Source organism: Pseudomonas sp. M30-35 (genome assembly GCF_002163625.1).
In the GTDB taxonomy this organism is placed as follows: Bacteria; Pseudomonadota; Gammaproteobacteria; order Pseudomonadales; family Pseudomonadaceae; genus Aquipseudomonas.
In genome coordinates this window covers 1,978,294-1,992,847 of record NZ_CP020892.1, presented here as the reverse complement: position 1 = coordinate 1,992,847, position 14,554 = coordinate 1,978,294, and the positions used below count along the sequence as shown (strand labels likewise).

At 53.3% G+C, this 14,554-nt stretch carries 13 protein-coding genes; 5 read left to right on the top strand and 8 right to left on the bottom strand.

The genetic code is table 11. From position 1 onward, the window contains the following. Positions 1 to 7 precede the first annotated feature (7 nt). The gene (locus tag B9K09_RS09220) at positions 8 to 1,000 is read right to left on the bottom strand and encodes a YhdH/YhfP family quinone oxidoreductase (protein ID WP_087516530.1); all 993 of its coding nucleotides are present in this window, start codon (positions 998 to 1,000) and stop codon (positions 8 to 10) included. A gap of 179 nt (positions 1,001 to 1,179) precedes the next feature. Further along, the gene (gene sohB / locus B9K09_RS09215; RefSeq protein ID WP_087516529.1) at positions 1,180 to 2,199 is read right to left on the bottom strand and encodes a protease SohB; all 1,020 of its coding nucleotides are present in this window, start codon (positions 2,197 to 2,199) and stop codon (positions 1,180 to 1,182) included. A 523-nt stretch (positions 2,200 to 2,722) separates the two neighbouring features. Here sohB and B9K09_RS09210 point away from each other — a divergent pair. The 4 genes from B9K09_RS09210 to B9K09_RS09195 all read left to right on the top strand — a co-directional run bounded on the left by B9K09_RS09210 (position 2,723) and on the right by B9K09_RS09195 (position 6,005). Further along, on the top strand, positions 2,723 to 3,433 hold the full coding sequence (locus tag B9K09_RS09210) for a histidine phosphatase family protein (protein WP_087516528.1): 711 nt from the start codon (positions 2,723 to 2,725) through the stop codon (positions 3,431 to 3,433). 54 nt (positions 3,434 to 3,487) lie between these two features. Further along, on the top strand, positions 3,488 to 3,799 hold the full coding sequence (locus B9K09_RS09205) for an SCP2 sterol-binding domain-containing protein (RefSeq protein WP_087516527.1): 312 nt from the start codon (positions 3,488 to 3,490) through the stop codon (positions 3,797 to 3,799). 345 nt (positions 3,800 to 4,144) lie between these two features. Then, positions 4,145 to 5,212 carry a phosphotransferase family protein gene (locus B9K09_RS09200; RefSeq protein WP_087516526.1) on the top strand — a complete coding sequence of 356 codons (1,068 nt, stop codon included), beginning with the start codon at positions 4,145 to 4,147 and terminating at the stop codon, positions 5,210 to 5,212. A 25-nt stretch (positions 5,213 to 5,237) separates the two neighbouring features. Beyond that, positions 5,238 to 6,005, top strand: coding sequence for an SDR family oxidoreductase (locus tag B9K09_RS09195; protein WP_087516525.1), 768 nt, complete (start codon positions 5,238 to 5,240; stop codon positions 6,003 to 6,005). A gap of 206 nt (positions 6,006 to 6,211) precedes the next feature. On the opposite strand, the gene B9K09_RS09190 is transcribed toward B9K09_RS09195, so the two are convergent. Further along, positions 6,212 to 6,859, bottom strand: a complete 648-nt coding sequence (locus tag B9K09_RS09190) for a hypothetical protein (RefSeq protein ID WP_087519050.1) — start codon at positions 6,857 to 6,859, stop codon at positions 6,212 to 6,214. Between the two features lie 107 nt (positions 6,860 to 6,966). Here B9K09_RS09190 and B9K09_RS09185 point away from each other — a divergent pair, with 107 nt between their 5' ends. Further along, the gene (locus B9K09_RS09185) at positions 6,967 to 7,746 is read left to right on the top strand and encodes a TSUP family transporter (protein WP_087519049.1); all 780 of its coding nucleotides are present in this window, start codon (positions 6,967 to 6,969) and stop codon (positions 7,744 to 7,746) included. Here B9K09_RS09185 and nudC read toward each other — a convergent pair. From nudC to dnaQ, 5 genes are all read right to left on the bottom strand, one after another. After that, a complete protein-coding gene (gene nudC / locus B9K09_RS09180; RefSeq protein WP_087516524.1) occupies positions 7,714 to 8,544 on the bottom strand; it encodes an NAD(+) diphosphatase in 831 nt (276 codons plus the stop codon). The genes B9K09_RS09185 and nudC overlap by 33 nt on opposite strands. Continuing rightward, positions 8,544 to 10,220 (bottom strand): ferrous iron transporter B, encoded by a 1,677-nt coding sequence (locus B9K09_RS09175; protein WP_087516523.1) that lies wholly within the window; start codon positions 10,218 to 10,220, stop codon positions 8,544 to 8,546. The genes nudC and B9K09_RS09175 overlap by 1 nt, the downstream gene beginning before the upstream one ends. A gap of 50 nt (positions 10,221 to 10,270) precedes the next feature. Continuing rightward, entirely contained in the window at positions 10,271 to 11,083 is an 813-nt protein-coding gene (locus B9K09_RS09170; RefSeq protein WP_087516522.1) for a crotonase/enoyl-CoA hydratase family protein, read from the bottom strand. 278 nt (positions 11,084 to 11,361) lie between these two features. Continuing rightward, positions 11,362 to 13,617 carry an Orn/Lys/Arg decarboxylase N-terminal domain-containing protein gene (locus B9K09_RS09165; protein ID WP_087516521.1) on the bottom strand — a complete coding sequence of 752 codons (2,256 nt, stop codon included), beginning with the start codon at positions 13,615 to 13,617 and terminating at the stop codon, positions 11,362 to 11,364. A gap of 133 nt (positions 13,618 to 13,750) precedes the next feature. Then, positions 13,751 to 14,527 (bottom strand): DNA polymerase III subunit epsilon, encoded by a 777-nt coding sequence (dnaQ, locus tag B9K09_RS09160; protein WP_087516520.1) that lies wholly within the window; start codon positions 14,525 to 14,527, stop codon positions 13,751 to 13,753. Between the last annotated feature and the right edge of the window lie 27 nt (positions 14,528 to 14,554).

Genomic DNA, 14,554 nt, shown 5'->3' with positions numbered 1-14,554 from the left:
CTCCAACCTAACTCAGAGCAACGACTACCCGGCCAACCATCTGACCTTCGAGCAGTTTTGCCAGCGCCTCAGGCACTTGCTCAAGGCTGACCTCAGTCACCAAGCTGTCTAAGGTATCGAGCTTCCACTCGTTTGCCAGCTTGTTCCAAACTGCAGTTTTGACTGCCAGTGGCAACTCAACTGAATCAATACCTAATAAGTTGACCCCGCGCAAAATAAACGGCAATACCGTGCCGTCCATGTCTACACCCGCAGTTAAACCACAGGCCGCGACACTTGCGCCATAGCGCAGAGATTTGATCACGTTACACAGTATCGCGCCGCCAACCGTATCGACAGCAGCCCCCCATTGTTCTTTAAGCAGCGGCCGCTCAGTGCCTTGCTGTAAATCACTGCGTAACACCACCTCGGTCGCACCAAGTGCCTTCAGAAAGTCACTCTGCCACGCTTTACCAGTAGAGGCTGTCACGCTATAACCCAGCTTGGTCAGCAGTGACACCGCAACCGTACCGACACCACCGGTTGCACCTGTGACTAATATCGGCCCAGATTCTGGACGCACACCCACCGACTGCAACTTATCAATACACAGCGCAGCAGTCAGACCTGCAGTACCCAAAACCATAGACTCACGCAGAGTCAGGCCTTGTGGGCATTTGATCGCCCATGCGGCAGGTATGCGAATGTATTCGGCCAAGCCTCCCGAGGTATTCATACCGAGGTCGTAACCGGTGACGATTACCTCTTCGCCCTCCTTGAAACCACTCACAGTTGAGCGTTCGACAACACCTGCCGCATCAATGCCTGGGGTATGCGGGAAATGCCTGGTCACCGCCTTGCTGCCACTCGCAGACAATGCATCTTTAAAGTTCACCGAAGAGTACTTAACCCGAATCAGCAGGTCGCCGGCCGGTAAATCGCTGATGTCGCGCTGGATAACCACTTGTTCAAATTTACCGTCGGCGCCCTCGCGCGCAACCAAAGCATTGAATGTACTCATCGCGACTCTCCAAAATCTACGTTATCAGCTAGCGGTCAGTTGGGGTAAACCGGCACCAAGTTTTAGCGCTCAGCTTAGTACCACTAGTTAGTACGTCTAGTTAGTACGTCTAGTTAGTGAGGATAACCAGTGCGGTTAAAAATTAACTCCACCCCAAACAGGCTAATTTATACCCATGCCTACCAGAAGCGTTGCTGAGTCAGGCGGCTTAGCCAGTTCAGCACAAAGCGGTCGAGCGCAACACTTGCGCCAATTCCAATGCGCTCTTGCAGCGTTTTTTTCTGGGCGAAATGCAGATGAAACAATTCAGCTTGTTTAGCTCGGTTGGCGAGGTATTCATCACTGGTTTTCAACTCATCAACCAGTAGTTTTTCCTGCGCAGCCATGCCTAACCAGACTTCGCCGGTGGCAATCGCATCAATATCAAGTTGCGGGCGATAACGCGAAACGAAGCCCTTGAACAACTCGTGTGTAGATTCCAGATCCTCCTGAAACTTCTCCCTGCCTTTGTCGGTATTTTCACCAAACACCGTCAAGGTGCGCTTGTATTCGCCAGCAGTGAGAACTTCAAAATCAATTTCATGCTTTTTCAGCAAACGGTGCACATTGGGCAACTGCGCAACCACACCAATTGAGCCAAGAATCGCGAATGGCGCAGAAATGATCTTCTCGCCGATGCACGCCATCATATAACCACCACTGGCTGCGACCTTGTCGATGCAAATGGTCAAGGGCACACCCGCATCACGAATGCGCACCAACTGTGACGAAGCCAAACCGTAGCTATGAACCATGCCACCACCACTTTCCAGACGCACAACAACTTCATCCTGAGCGGTCGCAATGCTTAGCAAAGCAGTGATTTCATGACGTAGATTATCGGTAGCCGAGGCTTTGATATCACCGTCGAAATCCAACACAAAGACACGAGGCTTGGTCGAAGGGGATTTCTTTTCCTGCTTGGCCGCTTTGGCCTCAGCCTTGTGTAATTGCTTGAGCTGCTCCTTATTCAGCACGGACTCTTCGAGGCCATGGCGCAACTGCTTGTAAAAGTCGTTGAGCTTTTTAACCTGCAACTGTCCAGGCGCACGCCGCCCCTTGCTACGCGCGACACCAATAGCGATGAGCACAACTAGAACTGCAACAACCAAAGTAACGGTTTTGGCCAAAAAACCTGCGTAATCAGCAAGAAAATCCACGTTATTCCCTCAAAATATATTCAAAACTACAGCGCATCGGGTCGCTCCGAAAACCGCTTCGGAAACGCCTTGGCAGGCAGATCGATCAAGCATACCGATCTCCCTCGATAACGCCTAGGGAGCCTCATAAAAAGGTAACGAGCGAAGGGAGTACAAGGCGAAAAGGTGCGAAAAGGCGACCGGGGTCGCGCTCGACTTTAGTTGTCCTAAATGAGCATTTTGAGCAGCTTTTCAACACAGTAATACCTAGCGCAGTAGTTTTTTCAGAGGTTTCCTGCAGCGGGGCAAACCCAATCACACCAGCTAATGCCAACCCATACAGCAACGCTTACGTACTAGGCCAGCCGCACGGCATCCGCTATTACAGTTGAACAGCTGCTGGATAGTTCGATTACCCAGCAACTTCGCAGCGAGGGAAGCACCGCAACACAGTGATTCAAACAAGCGTATGTTTTTTCGTTGACAGCATCCCTGTGAAGCCCATACCCTCGCTAAACTTCAACGTACCTGGATACCAGCGCACGTGGGCAAAATTTACCTGATTCGACATGGCCAAGCCTCCTTCGGCAGTGATGATTATGATGTGCTGTCGCCGATAGGGATCCGTCAGGCTGAAATAGTGGGCGCGCATTTAGCCGCCCAAGGCATTCGTCTTGATCGCTGCATCAGCGGTAATTTACGCCGCCAGCAGCATACAGCCACCTCAGCCATGGCTGAGTTGAGCAAATTGGGTTATGCAGCACCGCAATTACAAATTGATTCAGCGTTTAATGAGTTTGATGCCGAAGCGGTTATTCGCACCCTGCTCCCGGACATAACGGCTGAGGAACCGCAAGCGCTTGAAATATTACGCAACGCCAAACAGCAGCGTAACGAGTTTCAACGTCTGTTTGCCCTTCTGATCGGCCGCTGGATCAGTGGTGAGCATGACAAACCGGGACTTCAAAGCTGGCTCAGTTTTGTTGCCCAAGTTGAGCAAGGCCTCAACCGCTTGCTGGAAACGGCGCATGATAAAGAAAGCATTGCCGTGTTTACCTCAGGCGGCACAATCACCGCCTTGCTTCAACTGATCACCGGTATACGCCCGGATAAAGCTTTTGAGCTTAACTGGCAAATCGTTAACAGCTCACTGAGTTGCCTGAGGTTTCGCGGCAAACAGGTGAGCCTGGCTTCCTTCAACAGCAATGTGCATTTAGCGCTGGAGAAGACCCCAGAACTCATCACTTATCGGTGAGCTCTAAATACATGCGCCTAGGCGCAATAAAACTTGAAAATAAAGGAATACACCATGAGCGTTGCAGACATCGTCCAAACCATGAATTCCAAGTTCAACGCCGATGCAGCCGCAGGCCTGGACCTGGTTTTCCAGTTCAACATCGAAGATGGCGAGAACCACTACCTGGTCGTTAAAGACGGCACCTGCGCCGTTCACCAAGGCGAAAGCGCTGACGCCAACGTGACGCTGATCATGGACACCGAAACCCTGAAAGGCATCACCAGCGGCGAAACCGACGGTATGCAAGCGTTCATGGCTGGCAAACTGCGCGCCGAAGGCGACATGATGCTGGCAATGAAACTGGGCGAACTGTTCCCAGTTTAATAACTGCTCGATGAATGCCTGAGCCTTGGTGACTTGTTGCTCAAGCACTGGCCCAGGGGATATTCATCAAGACTGTTATGCAGATATCTGTAAAACCGGAGCCCAGGCTCCGGTTTTTTTTCATCAGAAATACCCCCAGTCGATAACTGCGAACACGCGGAAGAACCTTGCCTATCCTTACGAACTGGTGATCTGGAAAACCGCACAGGTTGCGCAAGCGATCAGGCATCTTGATTTAGCAGAAACAACCCCGTCTATAACGATGCGAATTGCTTGTAGCTGCGCGAGCTCGGTATTAGATTAGTCAATAATCTCGGACCCTAATCATAAGTAAAAGGGATAAGCATGGCGCTTACTGATCAGTCCACCCGTATCCGCGAAGGCGAAGAGCTTGATGCGGCAACAATCGACAGCTACCTCAAGGCGCATATTCCAGGTCTGAGCGGCACACCGCGAATCAGTCAGTTCCCGGGTGGTGCATCGAACCTGACGTATTTGCTTGAATACGCAGATAAAGAGCTTGTGTTGCGCCGTCCACCCCATGGGCACAAAGCCAAGTCGGCTCACGATATGGGCCGTGAGTTCCGTATTCTCAACCAACTGAATGACGGCTTTCCTTACTGTCCAAAAGCCTATGTTCACTGCACGGACGAAAGCGTGATTGGCGCTGAGTTCTATGTCATGGAACGGGTCAACGGCATCATTTTACGTTCAGACATCCCTGCCGAACTTAACCTGGACGCCGAGAAAACACGCCAACTGTGCATGAGTTTTATCGACAAAATGGTCGATCTGCATAACGTTGACTACAAGGCCTGCGGCCTGGCTGATCTGGGCAAGCCTGAAGGCTACGTGCAACGTCAAATCGGTGGCTGGTCTGACCGCTACGAAAAAGCCCTCACCCCTGATGCGCCGCTGTGGGAGCCAGTCAAGGCCTGGCTGCGCGATAAAATGCCAGCCGATCACCCAAAGTCGGCCATCGTGCACAACGATTACCGCTTCGATAACGTCATTCTCGACCCGAATAATCCAATGCAGATCATCGGTGTACTCGACTGGGAACTGACAACCATCGGTGATCCGCTGATGGATCTGGGCAACACCCTCGCCTACTGGATCGAAGCGAATGACTCGGCCCCCATGCAACTGATGCGCCGCCAACCGAGCAATGCTCCGGGGATGCTTACGCGCCAGGAGTTCGCCGATTACTACGCCGAACGCGCCGGTATCAAAATCGCCAGCATCGATTTTTACTACACCTATGGTTTGTTCCGTCTGGCTGGGATTGTCCAGCAGATTTACTACCGCTTTTACCATGGCCAGACTCAGGACAAACGCTTTGCGCAGTTCATCCAGATGAACAAGCTACTCGAGCAAATGAGCCTGCAGGTCATCAATAAATCACAACTTTAAGCTGACCCAATTTCAGGAGAATTGTATGTCCAAGACGCAACTGTTCGACCTCGACGGCAAAATCGCATTCGTTTCCGGTGCAAGCCGTGGCATTGGTGAAGCCATTGCCAAATTGCTGGCCCAGCAAGGCGCTCACGTGATCGTCTCCAGCCGCAAAATTGATGGCTGCCAAGCCGTTGCCGATGCGATCATCGCCGAGGGTGGCAAAGCCACTGCAATTGCATGTCACATTGGTGAGATGGAGCAGATCCAGAACGTCTTTGCCCAGATTCGCGAGCAATTTGGCCGCTTGGATATTCTGGTCAACAACGCAGCAACCAACCCACAATTCTGCAACGTGCTCGACACCGACCTTTCAGCCTTCCAGAAGACCGTAGATGTCAACATTCGCGGCTATTACTTCATGTCGATCGAAGGTGGCAAGCTGATGAAGCAAAACGGTGGCGGCAGCATTATCAACGTCGCCTCGATTAACGGCGTATCACCTGGCGAGTTCCAGGGTATTTACTCGGTAACCAAAGCGGCAGTGATTAGCATGACCAAGGTTTTTGCCAAGGAATGCGCGCAGTTCGGCATCCGTTGCAACGCGTTGCTGCCCGGTTTAACCGACACCAAGTTTGCCTCGGCACTGACCAAGAACGACTCAATTCTCAAGATTGCACTGCAACGCATTCCACTCAAGCGTGTAGCAGACCCAAGCGAAATGGCTGGAACCGTGCTCTACCTTGCCAGTGATGCATCCAGCTACACCACAGGCGTTGCACTGAACGTTGATGGCGGCTTCCTTTCATAAGCTGGCGTCAACAAACAGCCTGATCCTGATATAGGTTTACACCTAACGCCCGATGCACCGCATCGGGCGTTTTGTATTTTAATGGCTGGTAAGAACAGCCACGTACTGCTTGTCCGCTACGGCTCAGTCGATAACGCGAATATCAGCAACAGTTGATGGCGGATGAAAAAGCATCATCCACCCCACAACCGAAGCCACAACACGGGTCACTTCCAGTCTTTGAGCGCCTGTTTAGCGGCCTCATTAGTCGGCTCTGCAAGCAACCCGGTCGGGGTCAAGCTCACCGCGTACTGTGCATTGTCAGCGATAGGCAAATAGGTCACACGAAGCGCCTGCGGATCAAACATCATCAAGTCGTGTTTCCCCAAACGCATCCAGCGCCACAAATCAATACCGTAAGGGCTTTTCGCAAGCTCCGCTTGAGCGTGTTGCGACATCGACTGCTGCTCAATGGCCAAAAAGCGTCCGGTAAGCTTTTGCAAGCGATAGCCAGGTTTAAGTCCAATAAGATCAGCAATGCCTTTCCAGCGCAGTAAACGTGCATCCAGCTGCCACAAATCGCCTTGAATGATCGCCCTGTGCACCGCTTCACCTTCAGTGATTTGCACCTGATAGCGATAGCCATCCGCCTTGAAGCTAAGGGTTGCAACCGGCCCGCGTTCTGGCAACGGTGAATAGCTATAAAGGTCGTAGGCAACCAGACCGATTAGAGCAGCCAAACCTAAAAAACATAACCCACAGGTACCGCGCAGCCAGCCGAGCAGCCAGTTGCCACCGAACAAGATACGCGCAGCAACCAGCACCGTAATAACTGCCAGCAGTGCTGTTGCCCATGCCAAGCCATCGTATTGCATCAAGTACATCCCTTATTGATGAAAATGCTGGCATTATGCGCAGCGACTGCATCACCGCACAGCGCCAGAGCTGAACAACCAGACACAGGTCTTCTTTTCTTATGCTACTGCCTTTCGAGCTTGCTGTTGACCCGACTACTTTATTAATTCTGGCGGGCGTCGCATTTATTGCCGGTTTTATTGATGCAATTGCTGGCGGCGGCGGTTTGCTCACCATTCCGGCACTACTCACCGTAGGCTTGCCACCCCATCTAGTGCTCGGCACCAATAAGCTCAGCTCCACATTTGGCGCAGCCGTGGCCAGCTATACCTTTTACCGGCGTAAGCTGTTCAGCCCGATAAACTGGCGTAATGCCTTGATCGGCACCGCTATCGGTGCTTTGCTCGGTGCGGCAATCGCTCAATGGCTACCCGCTGAGTGGCTCAATCAAATGCTGCCTGTGGTGGTATTTGGCTGCGGCCTGTACTTGCTGTTCGGAAAGGCCCCGGATGCGCCACTTAACCCAGATGCACCAATCCCGAAAGGTCGTCAGTGGCCCCAAAGTATCACCCTCGGTTTGTATGACGGCGTTGCTGGGCCTGGCACCGGAGCGTTTTGGACAGTCAGTACGCTGCTGCTCTACCCGCTTGATTTAGTTCGTGCCAGCGGTGTTGCCCGAACCATGAATTTCGTCAGCAACATCTGCGCACTCGCGGTGTTTATCGCCAGCGGCCAGGTGGCTTGGGTACTCGGGATCTGCATGGGTTCAGCGCTGATGGTTGGCGCCTATATTGGTGCGCGCACCGCGATTAAAGGCGGCTCAAAGTTTATCCGCCCGGTGTTTATTCTGGTGGTGCTAGCACTGACTGCACGCCTAGCTTGGCAACACTGGTTCGGGCAGGCCTAAACGCCGTGCCACATAGACATCAATCAAATAACGAGCGATTGAGCGACTGGCCGGCAATGGCGGCAGCTCATGCACGTTAAACCACTGCGCATCTTCAATCTCTTCTGGCTGCATGACGATATCGCCAGAGGCATATTCAGCATGGAAACCGAGCATCAATGAATGCGGGAACGGCCAACCCTGACTGCCTAGATACTGGATGTTTTTGACTGCAACGCCGACTTCCTCAAAGACTTCACGAGCCACACATTGCTCAACTGACTCACCCGCTTCGACAAAGCCGGCCAAGGTACTGTAGATACCGCTGACAAAACGCGGCGAACGCGCCAGAAGGACTTCATCACCGCGGGTCACCAAGACAATCATGCTCGGCGATAAACGCGGGTAGTTGCGCAATTCGCAGCGTGTGCATTGCATCGCGCGCTCACCCGGTACTTGCTCCATGGCAGCGGCGCAACTGCCGCAAAAGCGATGCTCACGCGACCAGGTGCCAATTTGCGCAGCGAAACTCAGTAAGCGGAACATATCCGCTTCACCCTGCAGCATGAACTGACGCAGCCCCTGCCAACTGCAATCGGCAAGTTCAATCGGCTGATCGACTTCGAGCAAGTAGATGGCATCGCCATCGAAATGGCCAATACCGTGCTCGCCGATGACCTCAATGTCTTGTTTCTTTAGCCACTCGCGTGGAAACAAAACACCATTACTGTCGGCCAGAAAGTGTTGCTTACAATGCGCTATCGCCCAACCACCCGGTTGGTTGTGATCAATAATAGATGGCTGCCAGCGCGTACTCATCAGGCAGCAACCGAGAGGCCCAGCGTACGCACGCTATCAGCCGCAAGATCCAGCACACTTGGACGAGTTTCTTCGCGCATCACCGCGCCCGCTTCCAGATAGTACTCAAGGCTGCTGAGTGCATCAGCCAGCGTCTCGAGCATATGCTCGCTTGGCATCTGGGTCGTATCAACCATTTGAGTTTGAATATAGGACGCGCACGCACCGATCAACTCAGCAGCCCGCTCCTGCCCAAGGAACCACAGCCCACCGCGCACCGCTTGCAGACTGAATGGCACGTTTGCCAGATGCATACGGTCACCACTGGACTCCAGATAAGCGGTAATTGCCCGCTTGCTCAAGGCCAAACCCGCTTGCGCCTCATCGATCACGACAATTCGCGCTTCGAGCAACTGATGGTAAGCAAACAACTCTGCTTCACTACGCTGCGGCTCAGCCGGAACCCGCATCCGCTGCTGATCAGTATTCAGACTGGAGACCATGCCCTCAACATAGAGAATCGTATCAGCCAATTTGTGCAATTCGGCAGTCGACGGCACAGTGCCCTCGCTCCAACTTGCAACGACCAGCACTTGCTCACTCAATGAGTTGCCGGCAGAGCTTAAACCGACCATGCCCAGGGTTTTGCTCATTTTGCCAAGCAAGGCATGCAGACTCATTAGAACATCGGCCTGCACCGTCCCGCGCTCAATCAGGTCGAGCATGTCTTTGACGCTAGAAAGCTCTTCACGAATCGCGGTGCTAAGCGAGCGCATGACCGACTGCCCAGGCCCGGCCAAACGCTGCGATTCTTGCTCAATAAGGTGGTCGGTGAAAGGCAGCGGGGTTAGACCAAACACCTTGCGCAAGGCGGAAACATACGGCCCAGCGCTATCGGACAGTGCGACCAGATAAAGCAGTTCTTTGAGCAGGCTGCGTGGCGGCTCATAGGTGCTATTGAGGAGGATTTTTTTCAGCTCACGATCAACCCGACCAAACAATTGCTTACGCGGCTGACGCGAAAGCAGTAACCCTTCGTCCTGTGCTTCCAATGCAGCCGCACAAATCCAGCACAGACGACCACGGGGTTCATTCGCAAACAGGCCGTCGAGGCGCTGCATCGCCCGAGTCATCAATTTAAGGCTGCTTTGCGGATTCGGCTCACGAATAAAACCAAGCAGGCCAACCTGATACATCTGCCGTAAACGACGACCTTCTACCTCTTTAGCCGCAGCATCCAGCGCAGGAGGCGCCATACGCGGACGCGGCTGATCGATTCGCACACTAAAGAAAAAACTTTCTGGTAAAGCATGCTGACCGCCCGCTTTACGCAGATCATTGATGGCAGGCAACAACAGCTCAGGCATTTCCTGACGATGCGCATCAAGATTTTCAAGGTAGCGGCGTAACACGTGCAGCGCATTGCTCAGCGCAGCGATCTGCACATCTCGCTCTTCACCAGCGCCAGCAGGAATATCGGTGGCTTGGTCGAGCACTTCTTGAGCCAGTAACTCAGCACCCGCCAGCTCTATCAAATTAAGCGTGCCACGCACCTGATGCAGGCTTTCTACAGCTTGCTGCAACAGACTGCCGTTATGGCGTTCGAGAATAAATTGCTCAAGGCTCGACTCAGCCTCAAACATTGTGGCGAACAGTTCTTCACGAACCAGGTTAAGCGAAGTAGCACCGGAAACCATTAGCTATTGCGCCTCCCGCGCTGTAGGTAATAAAAATTGCGGGCATTGCATTAGTCGGCGAACTCCGGCTTTTGCTTGCTCATGTGAGCGGCCATGGCCACACGCAAATCTACCGACTGCAGCATGGCGGCGTTCCAGGTAGCAATATACTCAAGGCCATCATCGACGCGGTGATCGCGCATGTAGCGAATCATCTCTTTGGTGCCGCGGATTGCCACAGGTGATTTCTCGCTGATTTGTCTTGCAAGCTGCATTACCCCATCGAGCAAGGCGTGATAGTCGGCGTAAGTGCGGTTAACTAAACCGATACTGCGTGCTTCAAGACCGTCGACAGTGCGGCCGGTAAAGGCCAGCTCCCGCATCATGCCATCGCCGATGATACGCGGCAGCCGCTGCAACGTACCGACATCGGCGGCCATGCCAATATCGATTTCCTTGATCGAGAACTGGGCATCTTCAGTGCAGTAACGCATGTCACAAGCAGACACCAAGTCAATCGCACCGCCAAGACAGTAACCGTGAATTGCCGCCAGCACAGGCTTACGGCACAGATCCACGGCAGTGAAAGACGCTTGCAGTTCTAGAATTTTACGGCGTAGGGTTTCGGCATTGCGCCCGACATCTTTGCCTAAGTTATTACCAACCTGCGCCAGCATCATCAGGTCGATGCCCGATGAAAAATGCTTGCCTGCACCTGAAAGCACTACAACCCGAACCTCGTCCGTGGCATCAATCCAGCGAAAGACCTCAATGATCTCTGACCAGAAGTCTGCGTTCATTGCATTGATTTTTTCAGGGCGGTTGATTTGCACATGGGCAATTTTATCTGCCAATTCAACCTGAAAGGCTTTGTATTCGGCCATGGCTTGGTTCCTCAGCGGCAGATGAAGCGCGCAATTTTTGCTTCTAATGACAAGCGCTCAACTATATCAAGCACGACATAAATGTCGATCCTATCCATTGTGACGCAGGCCACTTTCTTAGGCTAAAGCATAACCTTGCTAAGCGCAGCTAAGATATTGATCTACCGAGAATCGCCATCGCCCTATCTAATCCAGTCTTTGTGGAAAACAACGGGTTGTGGCGGTACCAAGCAACCCGTTGCCGTCGGTGCGCCTTGCAAAGCACGCAATAGAGGGGTTTATTCGCGGATGCAGTCGACGGTATAAACCACTGCGCCGGCATCTTCACGGCGTTGCAAGCCATGCACGTCAGCGTCGAAACCTGGAAAGCTATCATCAAAACGACGGGCGAACTCCAAGTAATCAATGATAGAGCGCGTCGCCGCAGTAAACCGTTCACCAGGCATGATCAGCGGGATACCTGGCGGGTATGGCACCAACATCACCGCAGCCACGCGCCCTTGCAGTTGGTTCACTGGCACAGCCTCAACTTCACCACGTACTAGTTGGTTATAGGCATCAGCTGGTTTGATGGCGATTTCAGGCAGCACCGTGTACATGTGCTTAAGGGCTTTAGCCGTGGCATTTTCACGGTAACAATTGTGTAGAGCATCGCACAAATCACGCAGCCCTAGCCCGTGATACTGCGCACCACCGGCCTTGGCAATGGATGGCAAGACACTGGCCAAAGGCAAATTGGCGTCGTAGCTGCGCTTGAACTCCAGCAACTCGGTGAGCAGCGTGCTCCATTTACCTTTGGTAATGCCCATTGAGAACAATACGAGGAAGGAGTACAGGCCGGTCTTCTCGACCACCAAGCCGCGTTCCCAGAGAAACTTGCTGACCACAGCCGCAGGAATCCCACGCTCATCAAGCTTGCCGCCCGCAGTAAGCCCGGGCATGACCAAGGTGACCTTGATCGGGTCAAGCAGCACATAATCTTCGGCAATGTCACCAAAGCCATGCCAATCAGCCTGCGGCTGCAACACCCAATCAGCCGTTGCGATGTCAACAGTGCCTTCAGCTTGCGGTGGCTGCCAGATAGTAAACCACCAGTCATCAGCACTGAGATTTTGCCCCAAGTTAGCCAATGCACGCCTGAAGCTGAGCGCTTCATCAAAGGTTTCCTGGATCAACGAGCGCCCCGCAGGCCCTTCCATCATCGCCGAGGCAACATCCAGCGAAGCGATGATGCCGTACTGCGGCGATGTCGAAATGTGCATCATGAAGGCTTCATTGAAGCGGTCCGTATCCAGCTGACGCACGCCGCCGTCCTGCACATGGATCATGGATGCCTGACTGAATGCCGCGAGCAACTTGTGCGTCGAATGGGTGGTAAACACCAGTGGCGTGTTCTCGGTACAGGTGGTGCCCATACCGTAACGACCGCTGTAAAACTCATGGAAGGCCGCGTAGGCAAACCACGCCTCATCGAAATGCAGCACTTCAACGCTATCGCCAAGGGTTTGCTTGACCAGTTCAGCGTTGTAACAGAGCCCGTCATAGGTCGAATTGGTGACCACGGCCAGCTTGACTTTAGCCTCGCGGCCACGGGCCAGTGGACTGGCGTCGATTTTCGCCTGAATCGACTCGCGGCTGAACTCGCTGAGAGGGATCGGCCCGATGATGCCCAGCTCGTTACGCTCCGGGCATAGATACAGCGGAATGGCACCGGTCATAATGATCGAATGCAAAATCGATTTATGGCAATTGCGATCAACCAGCACCAAATCATCACGTCCGACCATGCTGTGCCAGACAATCTTATTCGCCGTTGAGGTGCCATTAATCACGAAATAGGTGTGATCAGCTCCGAAATTACGTGCTGCGCGCGCTTCAGCCTCGGCCAGTGGCCCGGTGTGATCCAGTAACGAGCCCAGCTCTGGCACCGAAACAGACAAGTCGGAGCGCAGCGTATTTTCACCAAAGAACTGGTGAAACGCCTGCCCCACCGGGCTTTTACGATAAGCCACGCCGCCGCCATGACCCGGTGTATGCCAAGAATAATTGGACTGCGAAGTGTGCTGTACCAGCGCTTTGAAAAACGGCGGCAGCAGACCATCAAGGTAATTGCGTGCAGCTCTGGCCACCTGGCGAGCGAGAAATGGCACGGTATCTTCAAATAGATAAAGAATGCCGCGCAGCTGATTCAAATCAGCCATCGCCTCGGCGGGGGCGTTTTCGATAGTGACTTGTTCACCAAGGGCGAAGATTGGCAGTTGCGGAGCACGCGCACGGGCAATCCGAATCAGCTCAACCATGTCCTGTAGCAGGTGCTTGTTTTCCCCCGCCCCCTCGGCGGTCACCAGAATGCAGGCCAGACCGTGGTGGGTTGAAGCAACGATGCGTCCTTCAGCCGAGCTTGCTGTCGACAAGATACTGAAGCCATCCTGCTCCAACTCTTGCGCAATCGCCCGTACGCGATCACCGGCGACCGTGTCAGCCTTGATGTCGCGATGCACAATCAGTACAGGAAACTTTAGATCTTTATGCATTGTGTTGTCCCTGAAAGTGACAGGCCACGGCCTGCCTATCACCTCAGGTTAGAGGCTCCGTAACGCTGACGGAACCCCCACTGCTTCACACTGTACGAAAAGGTCGCTCGCTGATAATTAAGTGCAAGCCAACTCAGGATTCAGCTTCGACCTTGGGCTGCTCCATTTGCAGCCACAACGGCAATGCACCGGCAGACTTTTCAATCATCGCCAAACGTGCCATATGCTCGTTAAGCTCAGCATCATTGGCGACGATAACCTTGGTCAACTGGCGGTCTGCAGCCAGACGCTTGATTGCCGTAGGTTGCTGACGCCCACCGGTTCCATCGCCTTCCGAGCCATCACCCGCCAACGACAGGTTAGTCTGGCCACCGGTCATCGCTAGATAAACATCGGCCAGAATCTCGGCATCGAGCAAGGCGCCGTGCAAGTCACGGCCCGAGTTGTCAACGTCGTAACGCTTACACAAGGCATCGAGGCTGTTGCGCTGTCCCGGATGACGCTCACGCGCCATCACCAGAGTATCGAGGACTGAGCAATGATCGGTCAGATCAGAGCGATCCAGACGCCCTTGCAGCACGAATTCATTATTGATAAAGCCAACGTCGAACGGCGCGTTGTGAATGATCAACTGCGCGTCTTTGACAAACTCAAAAAACTCTTCGGCAATATCTTTGAAGCGCGGCTTATCAGCCAGGAACTCATTGGTAATACCGTGAACGGCGATGGCGCCTTCATCGATCTCGCGATCAGGCTGCAGGTACACGTGAAAGTGGCGCCCCGTTAACCGCCGCCCTTCCATCTCAACACAACCGATCTCGATAATCCGATGGCCATCGGTGACCGACAAACCAGTGGTTTCTGTATCGAGAACTACTTTCCTATCAGCCGTTTGATTGTTAACCGTCATTGCATACCCACCTCTAAACACAGGCTG

Coding starts and splice junctions, on each gene's coding strand:
- B9K09_RS09175 (WP_087516523.1), bottom strand. CDS start 10,220: ATGGTTTCCGGTGCTACTTCGCTTAACCTGGTTCGTGAAGAACTGTTC.
- B9K09_RS09220 (WP_087516530.1), bottom strand. CDS start 1,000: ATGAGTACATTCAATGCTTTGGTTGCGCGCGAGGGCGCCGACGGTAAA.
- B9K09_RS09200 (WP_087516526.1), top strand. CDS start 4,145: ATGGCGCTTACTGATCAGTCCACCCGTATCCGCGAAGGCGAAGAGCTT.
- B9K09_RS09190 (WP_087519050.1), bottom strand. CDS start 6,859: ATGCAATACGATGGCTTGGCATGGGCAACAGCACTGCTGGCAGTTATT.
- B9K09_RS09195 (WP_087516525.1), top strand. CDS start 5,238: ATGTCCAAGACGCAACTGTTCGACCTCGACGGCAAAATCGCATTCGTT.
- B9K09_RS09205 (WP_087516527.1), top strand. CDS start 3,488: ATGAGCGTTGCAGACATCGTCCAAACCATGAATTCCAAGTTCAACGCC.
- B9K09_RS09165 (WP_087516521.1), bottom strand. CDS start 13,617: ATGCATAAAGATCTAAAGTTTCCTGTACTGATTGTGCATCGCGACATC.
- nudC (WP_087516524.1), bottom strand. CDS start 8,544: ATGAGTACGCGCTGGCAGCCATCTATTATTGATCACAACCAACCGGGT.
- B9K09_RS09170 (WP_087516522.1), bottom strand. CDS start 11,083: ATGGCCGAATACAAAGCCTTTCAGGTTGAATTGGCAGATAAAATTGCC.
- dnaQ (WP_087516520.1), bottom strand. CDS start 14,527: ATGACGGTTAACAATCAAACGGCTGATAGGAAAGTAGTTCTCGATACA.